At 68.8% G+C, this 16,612-nt stretch carries 20 protein-coding genes and 2 pseudogenes; 13 read left to right on the top strand and 9 right to left on the bottom strand.

The window, feature by feature from the left end:
* The coding region (locus EES42_RS36830; protein ID WP_241196832.1) for an AAA family ATPase at window positions 1–440 on the bottom strand (440 nt) is incomplete at its 3' end.
* Window positions 441–836: 396 nt separating this feature from the next.
* Here EES42_RS36830 and EES42_RS36825 point away from each other — a divergent pair.
* Complete coding sequence (locus EES42_RS36825; RefSeq protein ID WP_124722534.1) at window positions 837–1,988, top strand: HEAT repeat domain-containing protein; 1,152 nt, start codon at window positions 837–839, stop codon at window positions 1,986–1,988.
* A gap of 176 nt (window positions 1,989–2,164) precedes the next feature.
* On the opposite strand, the gene EES42_RS36820 is transcribed toward EES42_RS36825, so the two are convergent.
* Complete coding sequence (locus EES42_RS36820; RefSeq protein WP_124722533.1) at window positions 2,165–2,572, bottom strand: hypothetical protein; 408 nt, start codon at window positions 2,570–2,572, stop codon at window positions 2,165–2,167.
* A 34-nt stretch (window positions 2,573–2,606) separates the two neighbouring features.
* On the opposite strand from EES42_RS36820, the gene EES42_RS47725 reads away from it, so the two are divergent.
* Window positions 2,607–2,990 carry a hypothetical protein gene (locus tag EES42_RS47725; RefSeq protein WP_206433771.1) on the top strand — a complete coding sequence of 128 codons (384 nt, stop codon included), beginning with the start codon at window positions 2,607–2,609 and terminating at the stop codon, window positions 2,988–2,990.
* A gap of 147 nt (window positions 2,991–3,137) precedes the next feature.
* Window positions 3,138–3,593: a hypothetical protein gene (locus EES42_RS47720; protein WP_124722532.1), complete on the top strand. Its 456-nt coding sequence runs from the start codon at window positions 3,138–3,140 to the stop codon at window positions 3,591–3,593.
* A 145-nt stretch (window positions 3,594–3,738) separates the two neighbouring features.
* On the opposite strand, the gene EES42_RS36805 is transcribed toward EES42_RS47720, so the two are convergent.
* The 3 genes and pseudogenes from EES42_RS36805 to EES42_RS36795 all read right to left on the bottom strand — a co-directional run.
* On the bottom strand, window positions 3,739–4,614 hold the full coding sequence (locus EES42_RS36805; RefSeq protein ID WP_124722531.1) for a hypothetical protein: 876 nt from the start codon (window positions 4,612–4,614) through the stop codon (window positions 3,739–3,741).
* Between the two features lie 97 nt (window positions 4,615–4,711).
* Window positions 4,712–5,380, bottom strand: coding sequence for a hypothetical protein (locus tag EES42_RS36800; protein ID WP_124722530.1), 669 nt, complete (start codon window positions 5,378–5,380; stop codon window positions 4,712–4,714).
* A 255-nt stretch (window positions 5,381–5,635) separates the two neighbouring features.
* Window positions 5,636–6,039: pseudogene (locus tag EES42_RS36795) on the bottom strand (helix-turn-helix domain-containing protein); the annotation flags it as partial.
* A gap of 268 nt (window positions 6,040–6,307) precedes the next feature.
* On the opposite strand from EES42_RS36795, the gene EES42_RS45200 reads away from it, so the two are divergent.
* The 3 genes and pseudogenes from EES42_RS45200 to EES42_RS45790 all read left to right on the top strand — a co-directional run.
* Window positions 6,308–6,907, top strand: coding sequence for a hypothetical protein (locus EES42_RS45200; protein WP_164495464.1), 600 nt, complete (start codon window positions 6,308–6,310; stop codon window positions 6,905–6,907).
* A 266-nt stretch (window positions 6,908–7,173) separates the two neighbouring features.
* Complete coding sequence (locus tag EES42_RS45195) at window positions 7,174–7,578, top strand: hypothetical protein (protein WP_241196831.1); 405 nt, start codon at window positions 7,174–7,176, stop codon at window positions 7,576–7,578.
* A gap of 37 nt (window positions 7,579–7,615) precedes the next feature.
* Window positions 7,616–7,732: pseudogene (locus tag EES42_RS45790) on the top strand (site-specific integrase); the annotation flags it as partial.
* 39 nt (window positions 7,733–7,771) lie between these two features.
* Here the strand turns inward: EES42_RS45790 and EES42_RS36785 are convergent.
* A complete protein-coding gene (locus EES42_RS36785; RefSeq protein ID WP_124722528.1) occupies window positions 7,772–8,764 on the bottom strand; it encodes a GlxA family transcriptional regulator in 993 nt (330 codons plus the stop codon).
* 52 nt (window positions 8,765–8,816) lie between these two features.
* Between EES42_RS36785 and EES42_RS36780 the strand changes: the two genes are divergently transcribed.
* Window positions 8,817–9,212: a cupin domain-containing protein gene (locus tag EES42_RS36780; RefSeq protein ID WP_124722527.1), complete on the top strand. Its 396-nt coding sequence runs from the start codon at window positions 8,817–8,819 to the stop codon at window positions 9,210–9,212.
* Between the two features lie 601 nt (window positions 9,213–9,813).
* Here the strand turns inward: EES42_RS36780 and EES42_RS36775 are convergent.
* Window positions 9,814–10,374, bottom strand: coding sequence for a Ku family protein (locus EES42_RS36775; protein ID WP_124722526.1), 561 nt, complete (start codon window positions 10,372–10,374; stop codon window positions 9,814–9,816).
* A gap of 350 nt (window positions 10,375–10,724) precedes the next feature.
* Between EES42_RS36775 and EES42_RS36770 the strand changes: the two genes are divergently transcribed.
* Window positions 10,725–11,963 carry a sensor histidine kinase gene (locus tag EES42_RS36770; RefSeq protein WP_124722525.1) on the top strand — a complete coding sequence of 413 codons (1,239 nt, stop codon included), beginning with the start codon at window positions 10,725–10,727 and terminating at the stop codon, window positions 11,961–11,963.
* Complete coding sequence (locus EES42_RS36765) at window positions 11,960–12,577, top strand: response regulator transcription factor (protein ID WP_164495462.1); 618 nt, start codon at window positions 11,960–11,962, stop codon at window positions 12,575–12,577. Before EES42_RS36770 ends, EES42_RS36765 begins: the two co-directional genes overlap by 4 nt.
* Before the next feature lie 225 nt (window positions 12,578–12,802).
* On the opposite strand, the gene EES42_RS36760 is transcribed toward EES42_RS36765, so the two are convergent.
* Window positions 12,803–13,093, bottom strand: a complete 291-nt coding sequence (locus EES42_RS36760) for a transporter suffix domain-containing protein (protein WP_124722524.1) — start codon at window positions 13,091–13,093, stop codon at window positions 12,803–12,805.
* A 45-nt stretch (window positions 13,094–13,138) separates the two neighbouring features.
* Window positions 13,139–14,140: an alpha/beta hydrolase family protein gene (locus EES42_RS36755; RefSeq protein WP_164495461.1), complete on the bottom strand. Its 1,002-nt coding sequence runs from the start codon at window positions 14,138–14,140 to the stop codon at window positions 13,139–13,141.
* Window positions 14,141–14,664: 524 nt separating this feature from the next.
* Between EES42_RS36755 and EES42_RS47715 the strand changes: the two genes are divergently transcribed.
* From EES42_RS47715 to EES42_RS36740, 4 genes are all read left to right on the top strand, one after another.
* Window positions 14,665–14,982, top strand: a complete 318-nt coding sequence (locus EES42_RS47715) for a hypothetical protein (protein ID WP_323187694.1) — start codon at window positions 14,665–14,667, stop codon at window positions 14,980–14,982.
* Window positions 14,901–15,368 (top strand): transposase, encoded by a 468-nt coding sequence (locus tag EES42_RS47710; protein WP_323187695.1) that lies wholly within the window; start codon window positions 14,901–14,903, stop codon window positions 15,366–15,368. Before EES42_RS47715 ends, EES42_RS47710 begins: the two co-directional genes overlap by 82 nt.
* Window positions 15,369–15,468: 100 nt before the next feature.
* On the top strand, window positions 15,469–15,876 hold the full coding sequence (locus EES42_RS36745) for a DUF3224 domain-containing protein (RefSeq protein ID WP_124722522.1): 408 nt from the start codon (window positions 15,469–15,471) through the stop codon (window positions 15,874–15,876).
* 139 nt (window positions 15,877–16,015) lie between these two features.
* On the top strand, window positions 16,016–16,612 hold a 597-nt coding region (locus tag EES42_RS36740; protein WP_164495460.1), incomplete at its 3' end, for a transposase.

Genomic DNA, 16,612 nt, shown 5'->3' with positions numbered 1-16,612 from the left:
CGGATCTCCGCGACGCGGTCACCGCCCGCGATGTCCGAGCCGTGCTTCCACCGCCACAGCGGAAGGATCTCCGGGCCGAAGTACCGGCGGACCAGGAGCAGATCGCCCAGGCCCTCGCTTTCGTCGTCTCCGAGGTCGGCCTCACGGGCTTCGGAGAGCCGCTGCAGGAACGGCTCCAGGCGGCAGAGGCTGCTGGCGAACACCCCGTCGTTGAAGCCCTCGGAGAGCAGCATGGGGTGGGAGCGGACCATCGCCTGGTGCTGGGAGCGGACCGTGTCCTGCGGCACGCTGCGGCTGGCCGGGCGCGGGCCCTGCCGCTCGACACATACCGAGGCCGGCGTCGACATCATGACCGCGACGGTGTGCATCCCGTGGCGCTTCGCCGCGGCGACCAGCGGCGCCCTGGCATCGCGGGTGACGTTCGTGGCGTTCCCTGTCAAGTTGCTGTGTGCAGGGATGTTGGGGCGGCGTGGGCCGTGGTGTGGGCGAGGCGGTAGGACTCGGTGCCCATCTGGATGATGTTGCCGCCGACGGTGAGCCGGGAGGGAGCTCTACAGACGAGCCGGGTTCGACCTCCTTCGGAAGATGATCCTGCTCCAGTAGCACTCCGCCGCCCCTTTGGGACCACACTGTCAACGATCAAGTAAAATTCCCCACGATCTGCATGATCAACGTCAGGTTCCTCCCCCCTGGCGGTCACGATTCCCCAGGGGGGCGCTGACCGTTGATGGTGCTCGTAACAAAACTGCCGGAGTAATGCCGAGACGATCTGGCACCCGACTGACCGCGAGGAAAATCCGTTGGCTGTCGGTGTTCCCTGCTGGAACGATCCTGGGATGACCGACCACCGTGACGCCGTCCTCCGCCTGTGGGGTCGCCAGCTCTACGAGCGTCAGGGCGAGCCACTCGCCTGGGCGGAGGCGGTCCTGGAGGCCACCAGCCGCCCGCCGACCGCCGTCACCGCGACGATGTCCGGCCGACTCGACGCCCTCGCTGATTCCCCATCGGACCGCGCATGGCTGTTGTTCCGTACGGTCGCCAAGCTGGCCGCGAACCTGCGGGGCGACGGCCGCTACGACGCGGACGTCGGCACCCGAATCGGCCCACTGGCCCTGTGGTTGGGCGAGCTCGAACCACCGCTCGTCGGCCCGCTCGGGGACGCACTCGGCCACCCGCCGGACGGGCCGACATCCCTCGTCACCGTCCAGGCCACCGAGTTGAGCAGGAACCGCACGATCCGGCTGCCGGCGATCGACGCCCTGCTGGAGTGGGCCGAGCTCGGCCATCCGCAGGCCCGGGCGGCCCTGTCCGAGGTCGCCTCCGACCACCGGACTCAGGATGTCACCGTCTGGACCAAGGCACTCAACCGGATCGCCCTGTTCGGCGACGCGAGCGTCGAATCGGGCCTACTGCGCGCGCTCGCCGACACCGAGCACCGCGGGGTGCGGTGGTCGGCGCTCGCTTGTGCCGAACTCGGCTTCCGCCGGGCCGTTCCGCTGATCACCGCCCTGCTGGAGCATCCCGATCCGGTGGTCCGCGAGGGTGCCTGCGAGGCGCTCGGCCTCTTTGAGGAACCGGCCGCCATACCCGCCCTGACAGCCAGGCTGAACGACGAGACGAACTGGGTACGCAGCAGGGCCGCCCTGGCGCTCGGCCAAATCGGCGGCGACCGGGCACTCGCTGTGCTCTGGCAGGCCATGATGGAACGCCGGGACCCGAAGGCCAGTCACCTCGCCTCAGCGATCGCTGCCTTCGGCCCGCCGGTTGTGGACGACCTGATCACCCTCACCACCGATCCCGACCCGGACCTCCGAGCACTGGCCTGCCGCGCTCTCGGCTCCACCGCCGACGACCGGGCCCTGCCAGCACTGGAACGCCTCGCCGCCCACGACCTCGCCAGAACCACCCTCGGCGGCCTCGTGGCAACCGCCGCCAAGCAGGGACTGCGGACCGCGCACCGCATTCACGCGCGCACCGCATCGACCTAAGCTCGACGCTCGTCTCGACTGACGTTCATCCTGAACCCAGGGCCACGTGGCACGAGGAGACCAAGGCGTGTTCTCACTGCTCGGCAACATTTGCCGAGCGGCTGACCCTCGCGCGTTCTCAGAACACTTCGACAACCGTTCCTGGTTTCCACCTTCGCAGCCAGGCAGCTCGGGTTTCAGGTCGGCGGGCGCAGGTGGACGATGTTGCCGATGTCCTCTAGGGCTGGTCCCGGTTGGTCTTGGCCGTGTGTGAGCACTGCTGCGGCAAGGGTGAGCCGGGTGATCAGCTGGCGGAGGTCCTGGATCTCGGCGTTCTGGTCGGCGATGGTCTTCTTCAGCCGGGTGACGGTTTCCCGGAGGCGCTTCTCGGGCTCGGGGACCTGGCGGGTTTTGGTGCGGACGCGCTCGTAGAACTCGTTCTTCAGGTCGGCGTGGCGTTTCATGAGGGCCATGCGGTGAACGCCTGCTTCGACGGCGAGGGCGGTGGCGGTGAGGCTGCCGTTGGAGAGCGTGGCCTGGCCGGTCAGGAGGCGGTCCATGGCCTTTCGGACACGGGTGCGTTCGTCGTCGTGGGTCGGGTTCATCGCGGGGCCTCGGCGGTCTGGGGGGGGTGGAGTCGTGGGTGTCAGCGGTGGCGCGCAGGCGGGAGGCGTTGGTCCGCAGGCGGCGGGCGAGGGGTGGGGGCAGGCGGTCGGCGAACTGGTCGAGTTCGTCGGCACGTTCGCGGAGCAGGAGGGCGTGGTCGTCGGTGCGGACGGTGTTCGCGCAGCCGGGGCGGCAGTCGTACTGGCGGGGTGCGGTGGCACCGGGGTCGGGTTCGCACATGGCCACGTCGTGTTTGAAGGCGCAGATCATCAGGGCCTCGGGGTTGTCGTAGAGCACAATGCCGTCGCGGGCGAGGTAGGCGCGGGCCTTGTGTACGAAGGTGCGCGGGACAATGCGGCCTTCGAAGCGGGGGGCTTGGACGGCGGCGGTGAGGGCTCGGCGGGCGGCGGGTCCTGAGAGGCGTTCGCCGGCGGCGAGCCGGTCTCGCAGGCGGGCGGCGGTGTCGGCGGCCAGAGCGGTTTCGACGTCGAGGACGGTGTGGATGCCGCCGCGGCTGCGGGCGCCGTAGCGGCTGGAGGTGCGGGCGTCCAGGACGGTGCGCATGTGGCCGTACTGGATGGCGAGTGCGACCAAGCCGCCGGGGCGGCGGGCGATGTGCCAGGCCAGGGTCCTTCGGAAGCGGCTGACCTGGAGGGGTCCGTGCGGGTCGTCGGGGACGAACTGGCTGGCCAGGTTGTGGGTGGCGGCCTCGCGGTTGACCCAGCTCACGAAGTCCTTGATCCGCATATTCAGACCGCCGGACTTCAGCACCCCGCTGTGCTGGCCGGAGTGGTGGGCGGAGATGAAAAGAAGCTCGCCTTCGGGCACCATCTTCTCCAGCACTCGGATGGCGTTGACGACCGGCGTGATGGCCACCCATGGCACGGCGCGGACCTCGCCGGCCGACAGGTGGTGACCGTCTGGATCAGTGACGTTCTTGAAGTGGCGCGAGCGGATCAGGTGACGGCCTGGGAGACCGTCGGCGGCGGGTTCGGGGTCGGGGCAGCACCCGGAGCGTAGGTTCAGGACTACTGGCGGGAGGGGGTTATTCCGACCGTGCACTATTCCCTCGATTGATCTCGGGTTTGGTGCGACAGGAGCTCGGCAACTCTCCGGCTACGACGTTCTCCTCCCTGTTGCTGACCGCTGAACGCTCCGGCGGGTCTCAGGCCCGCGGGGGTGCCAACCACCGTTCTGCGCGGCCCTGCTTGTCGGAGTCTCCAGAGCGGCGAGCATGCGCCAGCAGCCGGGCACGCAGCGGTTCGGGTATGCCGACGACATCCCGCTTCTGGCGCGGGCGGGTCTTCCAGCCCACCAGATGCCGCACGGCCCCGGCGTCGTGCCGCTCCTCGGCCCGCAGATCGGCCAGCCCGGCGAGCAGATCAGCGATCGGCACCCTGCCGAGCAGTTCGCTAGGTACACCCTCGTGGACGGGGTAACCGGAGCAGCGCCCGCTGCCGGATCCGTACCAGTCGAGCAGGACCAGCACCCGCTCCACCGGGTCGGGGAACGTCGCCTGCAGTCGGTCCGTGAGTTCCGCCAGCAGTTCGAGGGACGGCCTGCCGCCGGTGTGGGAGAGGCCGAGGATCCGGTCGGCGGTCCCCTCCAATCCGGCGGGCATAGCGGCGAGCCATCTGCGTTCCTCTTCGGATCTTTCCTCCGCTCGCTGCCGGTCGGCTTCGAACTGCTGCATGGGGCCGGGCATGCCGTGCCCGTCCAGCCACGCCAGGAGCAGGCGGCCGTCGGCGAGGACGGCGTTGCTGTCCCACTGCCCCCACCTCAGCGTCGCCCCGTGGTGCAGGACGACGACTGCGAGCCGCTCACCGTGCCGGTCGAACAACTCGAAGCGGACGTCCCCGCCGCACATGCAGTGGAACCCGGGCAGCGATTCCACCGCCATAGCCCTCCTGAGCTGGGCCGACTCCGTCGGATCGGAGAGGTCCACCCGGATCTCTCCGTCCGCCTCGAACCCGCTCACCGAGCTCACCTGGGCTACGTGCGCCTGCTGCAGCACGCTGTCCAGCGCTGTCGTCTCGTCCATCAGCCGGTCCCTCCCCGCCCGGGCAACAGGTGCGGAGCCCGCCAGATTCCACCGCAGCTCAAGCTGCCTCGCAACTCGGTTCCCCCGGGCCCGCACTTCAGCTCGCACGTCGGCGGGCGGATCCTTCCGGGGTGAAGATGAAGCCGTCTGAGAACAGGGCGCCGCCGTCCCGGAAGGCCCAGAGGACGGGTTCGGCATGGACGGAGGCCGACGATTGGCTTGGCTCCGGGGCGAAGCTGTTCCAGAGGTGAAAGCAGAGCAGGGTGTCGTCACGTTGGTCGGTCGCGTAGGCCAGCGTCTTGGGGTAGTTGGGGTTGTTCCCCCCGAAGAGGACCGAGGGCGGGCCGAACGCCGTGACGACGTCGCTGAGGAGACGGTCCTTGCGGCACCAGGTCTCGCTGACGCGACGGATCTCGTAGTGCTCGGCTGAGGTGAGGGTCCGGTCGAGTCGCAGCCATCCCTGACGGTGTGCGATCTCGGCGTAGACCGAGGCCACGGCGCCCTCGTGTGCATCCCCCCACAGATCTTGGAAGGCTCCGCTCACGCCGGTGGAGGAGAATCCTCGGCGGGTTTGCAGGTCCTTCAGTTCCTGCTGCCATGCCTGCTCGGAGGCGTCCGCGAACGCCACCGCGTCGAGGTAGAGCCTGATCGCCGTCTCACCGCCATACATTCCCGGGCGACGCAGGGCGCCGTTCAAGTGCGTGATCAGGTAATCGAGCACTTCTTGGACTGTGCGCCTGTCGTTGATTCCGGTCGCGTCGGTCATCGTCTGCCTTCCTGTTGGTCCTCGGCGCGTGCCGCGAGGTACTCGGCCCAGTCGCGTCGGGCGTAGGCGACCCAGCGGATCGCGGTGTGGCGGTGCATGCCGGTCAGGTCGGCAAGGATGGGGCTGGGGAGGTCGGCGGCGAGCGCGGCGAGGGCGGAGTTGCGGGCCGCGCGGACCGGCGGGACGGGGTCGAGGACCGTGTCGGGCGCTGTTGTCGGATCGGGGTGGTGTTGGTGCCGGGGACGGTGTTCTGGGTCAGAGGCTGTGTTCGGGCCAGTTGAGCAGGCGTGCTCCGATGACAGCTGTCTGGAGGGCGTAGCGGTGGTGGGGTTGGTGGGGTCGGTGGGGTTGGCGTGGGTGAGTTGGTGGATGCGTTGGAGGCGGTAGGTGAGGGCGCGGACGCTGAGGGAGAGGCGGCGGGCTGTTTCGGCCGCGTTGCAGCCGGTGTCGAAGTAGGTGGTGAGGGTGTCGAGGGAGGTTTGGGCGCCGCCGCGTGTGTGGAGGAGGGGGCCGAGAGTGGTGCGGACGAGGTCGGCCATCGCTTGGCGGTCGCGGGTCAGGACGGGATAGACCAGCGGATCGGCGGTGTTGAGGACGGGGGCGTCCATGCCGAGTCGGATGACGAGGTCGAGGGTGTTGAGGACTTCCTCGTAGGAGTGGAAGTTCGGCATGGAGCGGACCAAGAAAGGGCTTCAGCCCTACTACCTTGCCGGGGACCCGGACGCTCCCAACCTGTATCATCTCAAGCGAACGTGACCGGGGCGACACCCAAGTCAAGGTGATCTCCGGCTACGAAAATCTTGCCAGAACCACGTTCACGTGTACGCCGACAGGCCTGTTGACTCGCCTGTGCCGTTCGGTCAGCATGGCTCGGTGACAGACCAAGCAGGACCATCACCGTTACGGGGCATCGCTCTGCTCGCCGTTTTGGCGGGAACACTCAGCCTCTCCGGCTGCGGCAGCGGCAGCGGTGACGCCGCCGCCCCGGGCGCCTCCTCAGCCACGTCGGCGAGTCCGCCGCCCTCCGTCGCGGCCACCCCCGCGGCGCCTCCGTCCCCCACGCCTTCCTGTGTCCGGGGTGACAAGGACTGGCTGGACAGCAATCTGCGTGGGCGCAGCGTGACCGGCTACCTGCCCATCGAGTTCGGCGGGCCGCCGAAGCTCTGTGCCCCCGTGACCGTCCACGTCGGCTATTTCGACGTCACCTTCACCACCCTCGTGGACGGGGCGAAGCCGAAGCAGGGCTACACGGTGGAGACGGTCGACCGGCAGCAGTTCACCGTCGACGGCTCAGCGCTGGTCAAGGCGAACCCGCCCTCCGGCGGCGGCAGTTATTCCTTCTCGTGCACCGGGCGCCTGATGATCATGTCGCTCGGCAAGCAGGTGCGGCCCGGCGACATCAAGACCATCAGCTGGTCGCAGTACGAGGGGAGCGGCGCCTTCGGGAACGTAGGGATCTCGTTCAAGGAGAACGCAAGCATCGTCCGATACGACCTGCAGGCCCCGACCGATGCCTCCGCCTGCTGATCCAGTCGGCCTCGCACGGGGCACGAGAGCCAGTCGAGTGTGCCGGCGGCGGTCGTGACGGGGCGTTCCACGTCAGAGGAACCCAACCCCACAGCACGCGGCTACTGGTAGCCGAGCTCGACGCAGTCGATGCCGCCGCACGTCCCTCTGAGCCGCGAACGGAAGCCCTCTTCGACCGGTTGTGCGCCGGGTTGAGGGGCCTGGCTCCGGTCCGGCCCAGCGGCAGCGCTCTTCGCCAGGTCCGCCAGCGACTGGGGCCGGCACCGATGAAAGCCCTGTTCAACCTGGTGAGTGGCCCTGCGGCCACGGCTGCTGCGGCCGGGCGGTGGCGGGGCCTGAGGGTCGTCGCGGTCGACGGCACCCTGTTGTCGGTCCCGGACTGTCCGGCCAAGCTTGCGGTGTTCACCCGGCAGCGGCTCGGCAACGGGATCTCGGGCTACCCACAACTGCGTCTGGCCGCACTGGTGGCTTACGGGACCAGGTCGGTGATCGGGGCCGTGTTCGGTCCGGCCACGACCGGTGAGCTGGAGTACGCCCGCCGGCTGGCAGTGGACCTCCGGGCCGGGATGCTGCTACTGGGCGACCGCAACTTCTCCGCCGCCGCACTGCTGAGCCAGCCGGCCGCCACGGGCGCGATCTGCTGGTGCGCTGCAAGACGAACCGGAAGTTGATTTTCTGCGAGCCCTAATCGCAGCGAACGGCGGATTGCTGATGGCCAAGTCCCGGCACAAGAAGCTGGAGAACGTCCGCCGCTACTTCAAGCCCTCCCCCGAGGGGAGGGCCGAGCTCACCAGCCTTCTCGCCCCCGGCGACAGCCGACGCTGAGGCATATTCTCGTGGTTCGCCGGAAGGGGATGCCCGCCGTCAATTCGCCTCCGGTCCGAACCGGCGCCTGTATGCCGACGGAGTGATGCCGGTCTCGCGGCGCATCAGCGTGCGCAGATTGGCAGCGGTGCCAAGCCCGCTGCGCCGCGCGACCATCTCGAAGCGGGACTCACCTAGCTCGATCAATCGGCACGCCAGGGCAAGTCGTTCCCCCGTGAGCCACGTCAACGGCGTCGTTCCCAGTTGTGCTTGGAAGCGGCGGTGCAGCGTCGCCGGACTGACCGCCGCGCGCGCCGCAAGGTCAGACACAGTGAGCGGTGAGTCCAACCGTTCCTGGGCCCAGGCCAGGACTGGCGCCAGGGACTCGTCAGGCAGGTCGGGCATGGGGCGCTCCACAAACTGCCGTTGCCCGCCGTCCCGGTGCGCCGCGAAGACCAGGCGCCGGCTCACAGAGTTGGCGACCTCCGCGCCGTAGTCGCGGCGGACCACATGCAGCCCAAGGTCGAGCGCGGCCGCGCTCCCCGCGGCGGTGAGGATGTCACCGTCATCCACGAACAGCACGTCTGATTCGAGCCGGACAGAGGGGAAGCGGGATCGGAAGGAATCCGCCCACTGCCAGTGCGCTGTGGCCCGGCGCCCGTCGAGGACTCCGGCTTCGGCGAGTGTGAAGGCGCCGCTGCAGAAGCCGACCAGGCGCGCACCGCGTGTGTGCGCCCGTCGGACGGCATCGAGCACGGCGGGACGGCGGGGCACTTCGGTGTCCGGGCGGTTGGGGACGATCAAGGTGTCCGCCGCGTCGGCCGCTTCCAGATCGGCGACTCCCGTGAGCGTGAAGAATCCGTCTCGCATCAGGGTGCGGGGCTCGGGGGAACAGAGCCTGAAGTCGTAGAGATCACGGCCGATCTCCGGTCTGCGCAGACCGAAGACCTCGGTCGCGCAGCCGAGCTCGAAGGGGTTCGAGTTCTCGTCCACGATCACGACGACCCGGTGTACGCCCGCCGCGTGAACTGCGTGCGAGGATTCTTTCGCCATGTGCAATTCCTAGCACTCACGGCGGCCATGCGAAACCGCTCAGGATGAGCCCATGAGTAACCAACCCATCCCCCTCAGCAAGGCTCTGGCCTCCTTCGACGCCCTGTGGAGCCCCCGCATCGTCACGCGCGTCAATAACTATGACGTCCGCATCGCCAAGGTCGAGGGCGAATACATCTGGCACGTCCACGACGACACCGACGAGTTCTTCCTGGTACTCGACGGCGAGCTGCACATCTCCTTGCGCGAGCCCGATGGGGAGCGCACGATCCTGCTCCCACAAGGGGCGGTCTTCACCGTCCCCCGAGGCACAGAGCACAAGCCGCACGCTCCCTCCGGCGCCGCGATCCTCATGTTCGAGCCGACCGGGACACCGACCGTGGGCGATCGCCACGACGAGATCCCGGACCACGTGGACTCAACGACCGGGCACGCCCTCAACACCTGAGCCGACAGGCTTCGGGCGCGCCCCTTCCAATGGCATCAGCCCGCCACCGGGTCGGTTCCGTTCACCGACTGCCCGGCAAGAGCGGCGCGGGGCTCACCCCTCAGCGGTGTCCGGATCGCGCAGGGGTCGCATTCCGCCGGGCAGGTCGGGGAACTGGAAGGAGTACCGGCCCAGCATGTTGACGTAATGTCGGCAGACAACACACCCTGGGACGCAAAACCGGGTCCACGCGCGCGGGAACCGCACCGTACTCACCGCCCCGGCCCGCGTCTTTGTGATGCGATCACCACCCACTACGGGCGGCGGCCCGGCCGCTTCCTGCCCACGGTCCCGATCTGGGGACCCCTCCCCCAGGCACCCCGGTCCACTTCCAGGCCCATGCCCGCACCCGCCAGGGAGGACTGGAGATACGGATGCCGCAGCTCTTGTGGACGGGCCATTTTCCCCACACCGGCGCCCCACCCGGGATGTGGGGGTCAGGTGGGTTTCCCACTGGCCAGCGCCCACTCGGCGGTCGTGGTATCGCTGGCTTGGCCGCCTGCCGGGCAGCGTGGGAGCGGATCCGACTGGATGGAGATGCCTGCATTGGGCCGCGGCGGCCTCAGCTGCCCTTGGCGAGGGCGTCAGCGAGCTGATCACGGGTCATGCCGGAGCGACCTTTGACCCCGGCCTTGGTGGCATTCTCATACACCTCGCCGGCCTTCTCCCTGGTGTCCTTCGGGCTGCGGGCCCGCTCCACGCTGGCACGCAGGGCCTCCACCGGGTCGACCACACCAGTGGGCTGCGCGGCCGGCTCGGCCTTCTCCACGACTTCGCCTGCGGCCTTGGCCTCGATCAGCGCCTCGGCCTTCTCCTGGAAGGTGTCGTGGAAGTCTTCCGGATCCCAGTCGGTGGTGAGGGCGTCGATGAGCTGGTGGGCCATCTTCACCTCGGCGATGGTCGGCTCCGCCTTTCCCGGCAGGTCGGGGACCTCCTGGTGGGGATCGCGGATCTCGTCCGCCCAGTGCAGGGTGAGCAGGTCGTCCTCTGCTTTCAGAGCGACGAGGTACTCGCGCCCGCGCCTCCTGGCAGTACAGCCGTGCTGGCGGTCGCCGTGGCGCTGGCGCAGTGCGTGGCGCTGATCGTGACCGGCTCCGTGCTGCTGGGCATGGACCTCCCGCACCGGCCGGAGTTACTGTTCAGGCTGGCGCTAGGCATCATGCTGGTCGCCGCGCTCGCCGCGGCGACCACGGTCTTCACGCGTGGAATTTGCCCAGCTCACGACGACACCGGTGCTGCTCGTCTCGGTGGTGGGCCCGGGAATCCTGGTCCCGTTGCAGCGGATGCCGCAGGTGACTCCCGCTGACCTCTGTGGTCGAGCTCGTACGGGCCGGCTGGGTGGAGGCCCTGGCCCGCGCCCCTGGAGGTGTTGCGGGCGCTGGGCACGGCGCTGGCCTGGACGCTGTTCGCCTTGTTTGCCGTACACCGTTGGTTCCGCTGGAACCGCGGAGCTGACAACCGGAGTGACTACTGATGGTGAGCCTGACGGGCTGGTGGCACCGACGGAGCGGTCCCGCACGGATCGAGCTGTACACGCGTTCCACGTTTCACTTCCTCCCCCTGGCCGAGATGGCCATCCTCGGTGCTTCGCTGGCCAGCGGGGTCGCCGGACCGTGGCCCGGGTTGCTCGCACTGGTGGCCGTGCACGCCGCGCTGTGCGCGGTGCTCCAGGCCAGAGGCCTTGACTGGCTGCTGGGCCGCCGGGAGCGTCCGGTCGGGCTGCTTACCGCCGTCGCCGCGCTGTCCGTGGGCGGAGCCGCGACTGCGCTGGCGCTGCGCTCGGACAGCTCCCTCCTGTCCGGCGTGGACGTCTCGGTGCTCGTCGTCGGTCTGTTCACGTTCGGCCTGGGCGCGATGGCCCTGGCCATCCGCGGGACCCGTCCGAGGCTGTACAGCGTGCTGGGCGCGGCCGTCGGGATGGCTGCGGTCTGCGCGCTGCTGGGGCTGCCCGGCCCGACGGCCGCCGGGTTCGCCGCCGCCGTGCTCGTCACCAGTGGCGTGATGGTGCTCACCAGCGGCTGCGCGGTGTGGCTGCTGAACGTGGTACGGGAGCTGGACGCCGCCCGCGAGCTGCAGTCGCAGCTCGCGGTCGCGGAGGAGCGGCTGCGGTTCGGGCGGGATCTGCATGATGTGATGGGGCGGAACCTGGCGGTGATCGCGCTGAAGAGCGAACTGGCGGTGCAACTGGCGCGCCGGGGGAGACCGGAGGCGGTGGAGCAGATGATCGAGGTGCAACGCATCGCCCGGGAGTCGCAGCACGAGGTGCGCGAGGTCGTCCGCGGGTACCGCAAGGCCGATCTCGCGGTCGAGCTGGCCGGGGCGCTGTCCGTACTGCACGCGGCGGGCATCGACGGCACGGCCGAGGGCGACGACGGAAGCGCCCTGCCGCCCGACGTCCAGAGCACCCTAGGCTGGGTCGTGCGCGAGGCAACCACCAACGTGCTGCGGCACAGCGAGGCACGGAGCTGCACCATCCGACTGAGCACAGGAGCCTCGGCGGTGCTGTCGGTCGACAACGACGGCGTGCCGGAGGCCGCAGCGGGCGGTACCTCCGGGTCGGGTCTGAACGGGCTGCGCGAACGGCTGGCGACGCTGGGAGGAACCCTGGACACCGAGTCGCTGGCGGGAGCCTTCCACTTGACGGCTGCGGTGCCGCTGTCCCGGCCGGAGGTCTCCTCCCCCATCGCACAGCAGTCGGGCCTGGTCGTATGAGTAGACGCATCCGGGTGCTGTTGGCGGACGACGAGCACCTGATCCGAGACGCGGTCGCCGCGCTGCTGTCGTACGAGGACGACCTGCTGGTCGTGGCCGAGGCGGCCTCCGGGTCTGAGGCTCTGGCGATGGCCAGGGCGCACAGGCCGGACGTCGCCGTGCTGGATCTGCAGATGCCGGGCGGGACGGACGGGGTGGCGGCGGCCGCCGCGCTGCGGACCGAGCTGCCCGCTTGCCGGACGATGATCGTCACCAGTCACGGGAGGCCCGGCCATCTCAAGCAGGCCCTGGCGGCAGGGGTGCGCGGGTTCGTCCCGAAGACGGTCTCGGCGCAGCAGCTGGCCGAGATCATCCGCAGCGTGCACGCCGGTGACAGATATGTGGACCCCGAGCTGGCCGCCGACGCCATCAGTGCCGGGGACTCGCCGCTGACCGCGCGTGAGGCGGAGGTACTGGAGATGGCGGCGGACGGCGCGCCGATCGCCGAGGTCGCCCGGCGCGCTTCGCTCTCGCCGGGAACCGTGCGCAACTACCTGTCCTCCGCCACGGCGAAGCTCTCTGCGGACAATCGCCACACGGCGGTCCGTATCGCCCGCGAACGGGGCTGGGTCTAGCGCCGCCGGTGCCGGGGCCCGCTGTGGTGCCGGACCAGAGACCATCGGCGACAGCCTTCGACGGACCGCGGCGCATTCTTGTGCGTCAACGGGCGGGCTTGGTTGCTCGAAGGAGAACTGCCGGGAGGTACCTGGTGGCTGTACGTCCCACGCGGTGGTCAGTTCCTGGGGGTGGCATTCGGTCAGCGACGATCTTCTTGAGCACTTCGGTAGCCATCGAGCGCATCATTTCGCGGCCGGGGCCTGCCCGTCGACACGATCACGCTTGCGATTCTTGAGCCCTGTGCGGGCCTTGATCGCCTGGACGGTTTCCTTCCCGATGCCCGCAATGCCGAGGAGGGCACATGTCTCGGCGGCCACGACCATTCCACCGATGGTGGCGGCCTTTCCGGCAGTGGTCAGGGGCAGGAAGAGGACGATGAGGACGCCCAGGTAGATCAGGGCGCAGAGGACGAGGAGAGCGACCCCGATCTTGAACCTCAGAGGCCTCTTCCGGGGAGCGGTGTTCGTTGCCATGAAAGTAGTTCAGATCCCTCATTCATATTGGGCGATGTGTGCGATTCACTGCGGTACGGCGCCTGACCGGGGGTCCTTCCGGAAGACGAGTTCCGGGTAGTGCGCGGTGGGCCCGTCAAGGACAGGTGTGCTGTGGCCGCGTAGGTGCAGGCCGAAGAAGACCGCGAGGACTTCCCGCTGCACGGACAGCGAGCGGCTCCACTGCAGCGGGCCGATGAAGGAGGCGAGTTGTTCCGGGGTCGCGCCGAGCCGCGCCGCGGCCTGAGGGAGCAACGCCTCGTAGTCGGTGAAGGAGAAGTGCTCGGACCCGGCCAGCCGCATGAAGCGGCGCCAGCCCCGCAGATGAGGCCAGGTGTCCAGCCATGTCGTGTCGTCGGGCTGATCCGCCCCTACCAGCAACAGAGGCCTGTCCACGCCACGCGTGACGACCTCGCCGAACAGGGCCCCGTCGAGGTTCACTCCAGCGGTGATCGGCAGTCCTGCACACATGGCCTCGGCCGTGGTGGCGCCGCCCAGCGAGTGGCCGAACATCGCCGTACGCGAGAGGTCCATGATGTCCCGCAGCCCAACAGGGAGGCCGGGCGTTCCGTGCCGGACCGCGCGGCGCAGCTCCTTCAGGGTGTACCGGACGTCGTCGACCCGCACCCGGACGGCCTTGCCGACGATGCGCGCCTCCTCGGCGGGCGGCAGATCCGGGGACAGCTCAGGCATTCCGTACGTCTCGACGCGACCACCGGGAAACTCGACCTGCCCGGCGTCATAGGTGTGATCGATGGTGACCACCACATAGCCGTGGCTGGCGAGATCCTCGACGAGGGACAGGCTGGAGCTGCGGTGCTGCCCATGACCGTGTGAGTAAAGGATCACCGGTCTGCGCCCACCGACCGTCAGCGCGGGCGCGTCCGGTCCGGCGTGAGAGTCGGGGAGCGTGACGTACCCGGTGGGCAGGAGACCCGAACTCTGGAAGTGCCGGGCCGCCGCCGGTGTCATCCAGGGGGCACGAAGCCGACCCGTCACCCGTGCGGCGGGATACCAGATCTGGATCATGAATTCCCGCGCCGGCTTGGTCGGTACCCATGGGTCTCGCCGGGAACGATCCACGAGCCGCAGGGAGCGCGTGCCGATGGCATGTCTGCCGGTCGGCATGGGCAGTACGAGGCGTAGAGGCGGGGTCTGTTCCCCTGGTGTGGGCGTGGCCGAGCGCCGCGTGGGAGACGCGGTGGCCGGGGATGTGCCGACCGTGGTGAGGGCAGCCACCAAAATACCGCCGACGGTCATCAACTTCCGTCGCGTCCAAGGTTGCCGGGTTACTGCTGTCTGGGCTGCCGTGACGTCGGACTGGCGTGACGGCACATTGGTTGTTTGCGTCCCATGGCATCGATGGTGAGTGGTCATGATCCGAGTATCGAAGTCGACTTGCCCCTTCACCGATGACGCCTGTCACCACTGTGACTGACAAATGTCACCTCGGTCTGCTTCATCGCGGCGGCCTATCATTAGGGCCGCATCTGCGGACGCCGTAGGACTTCGCGCAGGCGATCGGCTTCTGCCTCGATGCGTTCTTCACAGCGTTGGAGCGCGGACTGAACCTGAGCAAGAAGGGTCCGGTCGTCCTGCTGACCGGCTACCAGGTGCTGGCCGCGATCCGTCGCAGCGGGGCCAGGCGGATCGGAACCTGGCTGAAGAAGCGCAGGGTGAAGAACGCCGTCACGCTCGCGGAGACAGCTGTCGAGGCGGCCAGGGCCCAGCGCACCGCCCTGCCGGGAGAAACCCTCGCGGCCGCCATGGCCGCCCGCATCGCCAAGGGGTGCTGGCCCTCGACGAGGAGATCGCCGAGCTCGACGCGCTCATCGAGGCCTGGTTCCACGAGCACCGACACGCAACGGTGATCCGGAGCCTGCCCGGCATGGGCACCCTCCTCGGCGCCGAGTTCATCGCCGCCGCCGGTGGAGATCTGGAGGCGTTCGGCACGGCCGACCGCCTCGCGTCCTTCGCCGGCCTCTCACCCGTGCCGCGGGACTCTGGCTGCGTGAGCGGCAACATGCGTCGCCCGCGCCGGTACCATCGCGGCCTGCTCCGTGCCTTCTACCTCTCCGCGATGGCCAGCCTGAGAACTTGCTCTCCCTCCCAGGCTTATTACGGGTGCAAGCGGAACGAGGGGCAAACAGGCCCTGCTGGCTTTGGCCCGCCGACGGGCCAACGTCTTGTGGGCCATGATCCGCGACGGAGCGTGCTACCAAGTACTACCAACCGTCACGTCACGACGGCGGCTTGACATCGTCATTGGGAACTTCTTTAAGGTTTCTGTCGCCTCCCGGCGCCGGGTTACCTATGGTCCAGCCGCGTTTGTCAGACCGCCTCGGTAGTGTCGGCGCATGAGAGCTACGGCAATTTTCACCGTCAAAGCGTTCGCCCCGACTGAGCTGAAGCCCGAGCCTGCCGTATCCACTGGGCTGCCGGTAGGTGTCGCGACGATGGAGAAGCACTTCGAGGGAGAGGTCATGGGGCGCTCGGCGACCCTGTTCACTGCCGCATTCGACCAGTCGGCCGGCGTCGGCACGTATGTGGCCATGGAGTCATTCGAAGGCTCGCTGCAGGGACGGGAGGGGTCCTTCAACTTCGTGCACTCGGCGACAACATCCGGCAGCGACCGCACAGCGGAGTTCTTCACCATCGTGCCTTCAAGCGGCACCGGCGAGCTGGCCGGGATCTCCGGGGCCGGAGGGATGGCCGTTGATGCTGACGGCACGCATCGCATCTGGTTCGACTACCAGCTCGGCTAAAACGGCGGGTCTTGTCGGCCTCGAACTATGACCCGAACATGATCGCCCGAATGAGGGTTCCGGGGACGTGAACACGACCTTCGTCTGATCCTGTGCTCCGGCCAAGGATGCACCTGACCAGCACGAAGGCCGTGGGGGAATGAGGCTGCTGCAACCTGACATCCAGCGGGAGCCGTTCGCGGTGGCGTCACGCTTCCGGGATGACTTCTTCGACTGTCTGACCGTGCGCGGGGACACATTGTTCGAGCTGACCGACGCGTTGCTGTGCACGGACGGCTCGGTGACCACGCCGGTGGACCTCACGCTCACGGCCGAGCACCGGCGCGGGCACGGCACGATGTATGAAGCCTTGAACAGTGGGAACGTCGATGTGCCGCGGTTGCGGCAGGTGCCGGCCGGGCTGCCGCAGCCCGAGGCCGCCGACGGGCGCCTGGTCCTGGCGGTGGACGTCACCCACTGGCTCCGGCCGGACGCACCGACCAGTCCGGACCGCTTGTTCTGTCACGTCTACGGCCGCAGCGGCAGGTCCTCGGACCAGTTCGTGCCCGGCTGGCCCTACTCGTTCATCGCCGCCCTGGAGTCGGGCCGGACCTCGTGGTGCCAGATCCTGGACGCCCTGCGGCTGGGGCCGGCCGACGACGTCGCCAAGACCACTGCGGACCGGGTCCGCCGGCTAGTCGAGGACCTCATCGACATGGGCCGCTGGAAGGCGGGCGACCGCGACATCCTGATCGGG

This window comes from Streptomyces sp. ADI95-17, from assembly GCF_003846175.1.
In the GTDB taxonomy this organism is placed as follows: Bacteria; Actinomycetota; Actinomycetes; order Streptomycetales; family Streptomycetaceae; genus Streptomyces; species Streptomyces sanglieri.
This window is presented reverse-complemented; position numbering and strand designations above follow the sequence as displayed.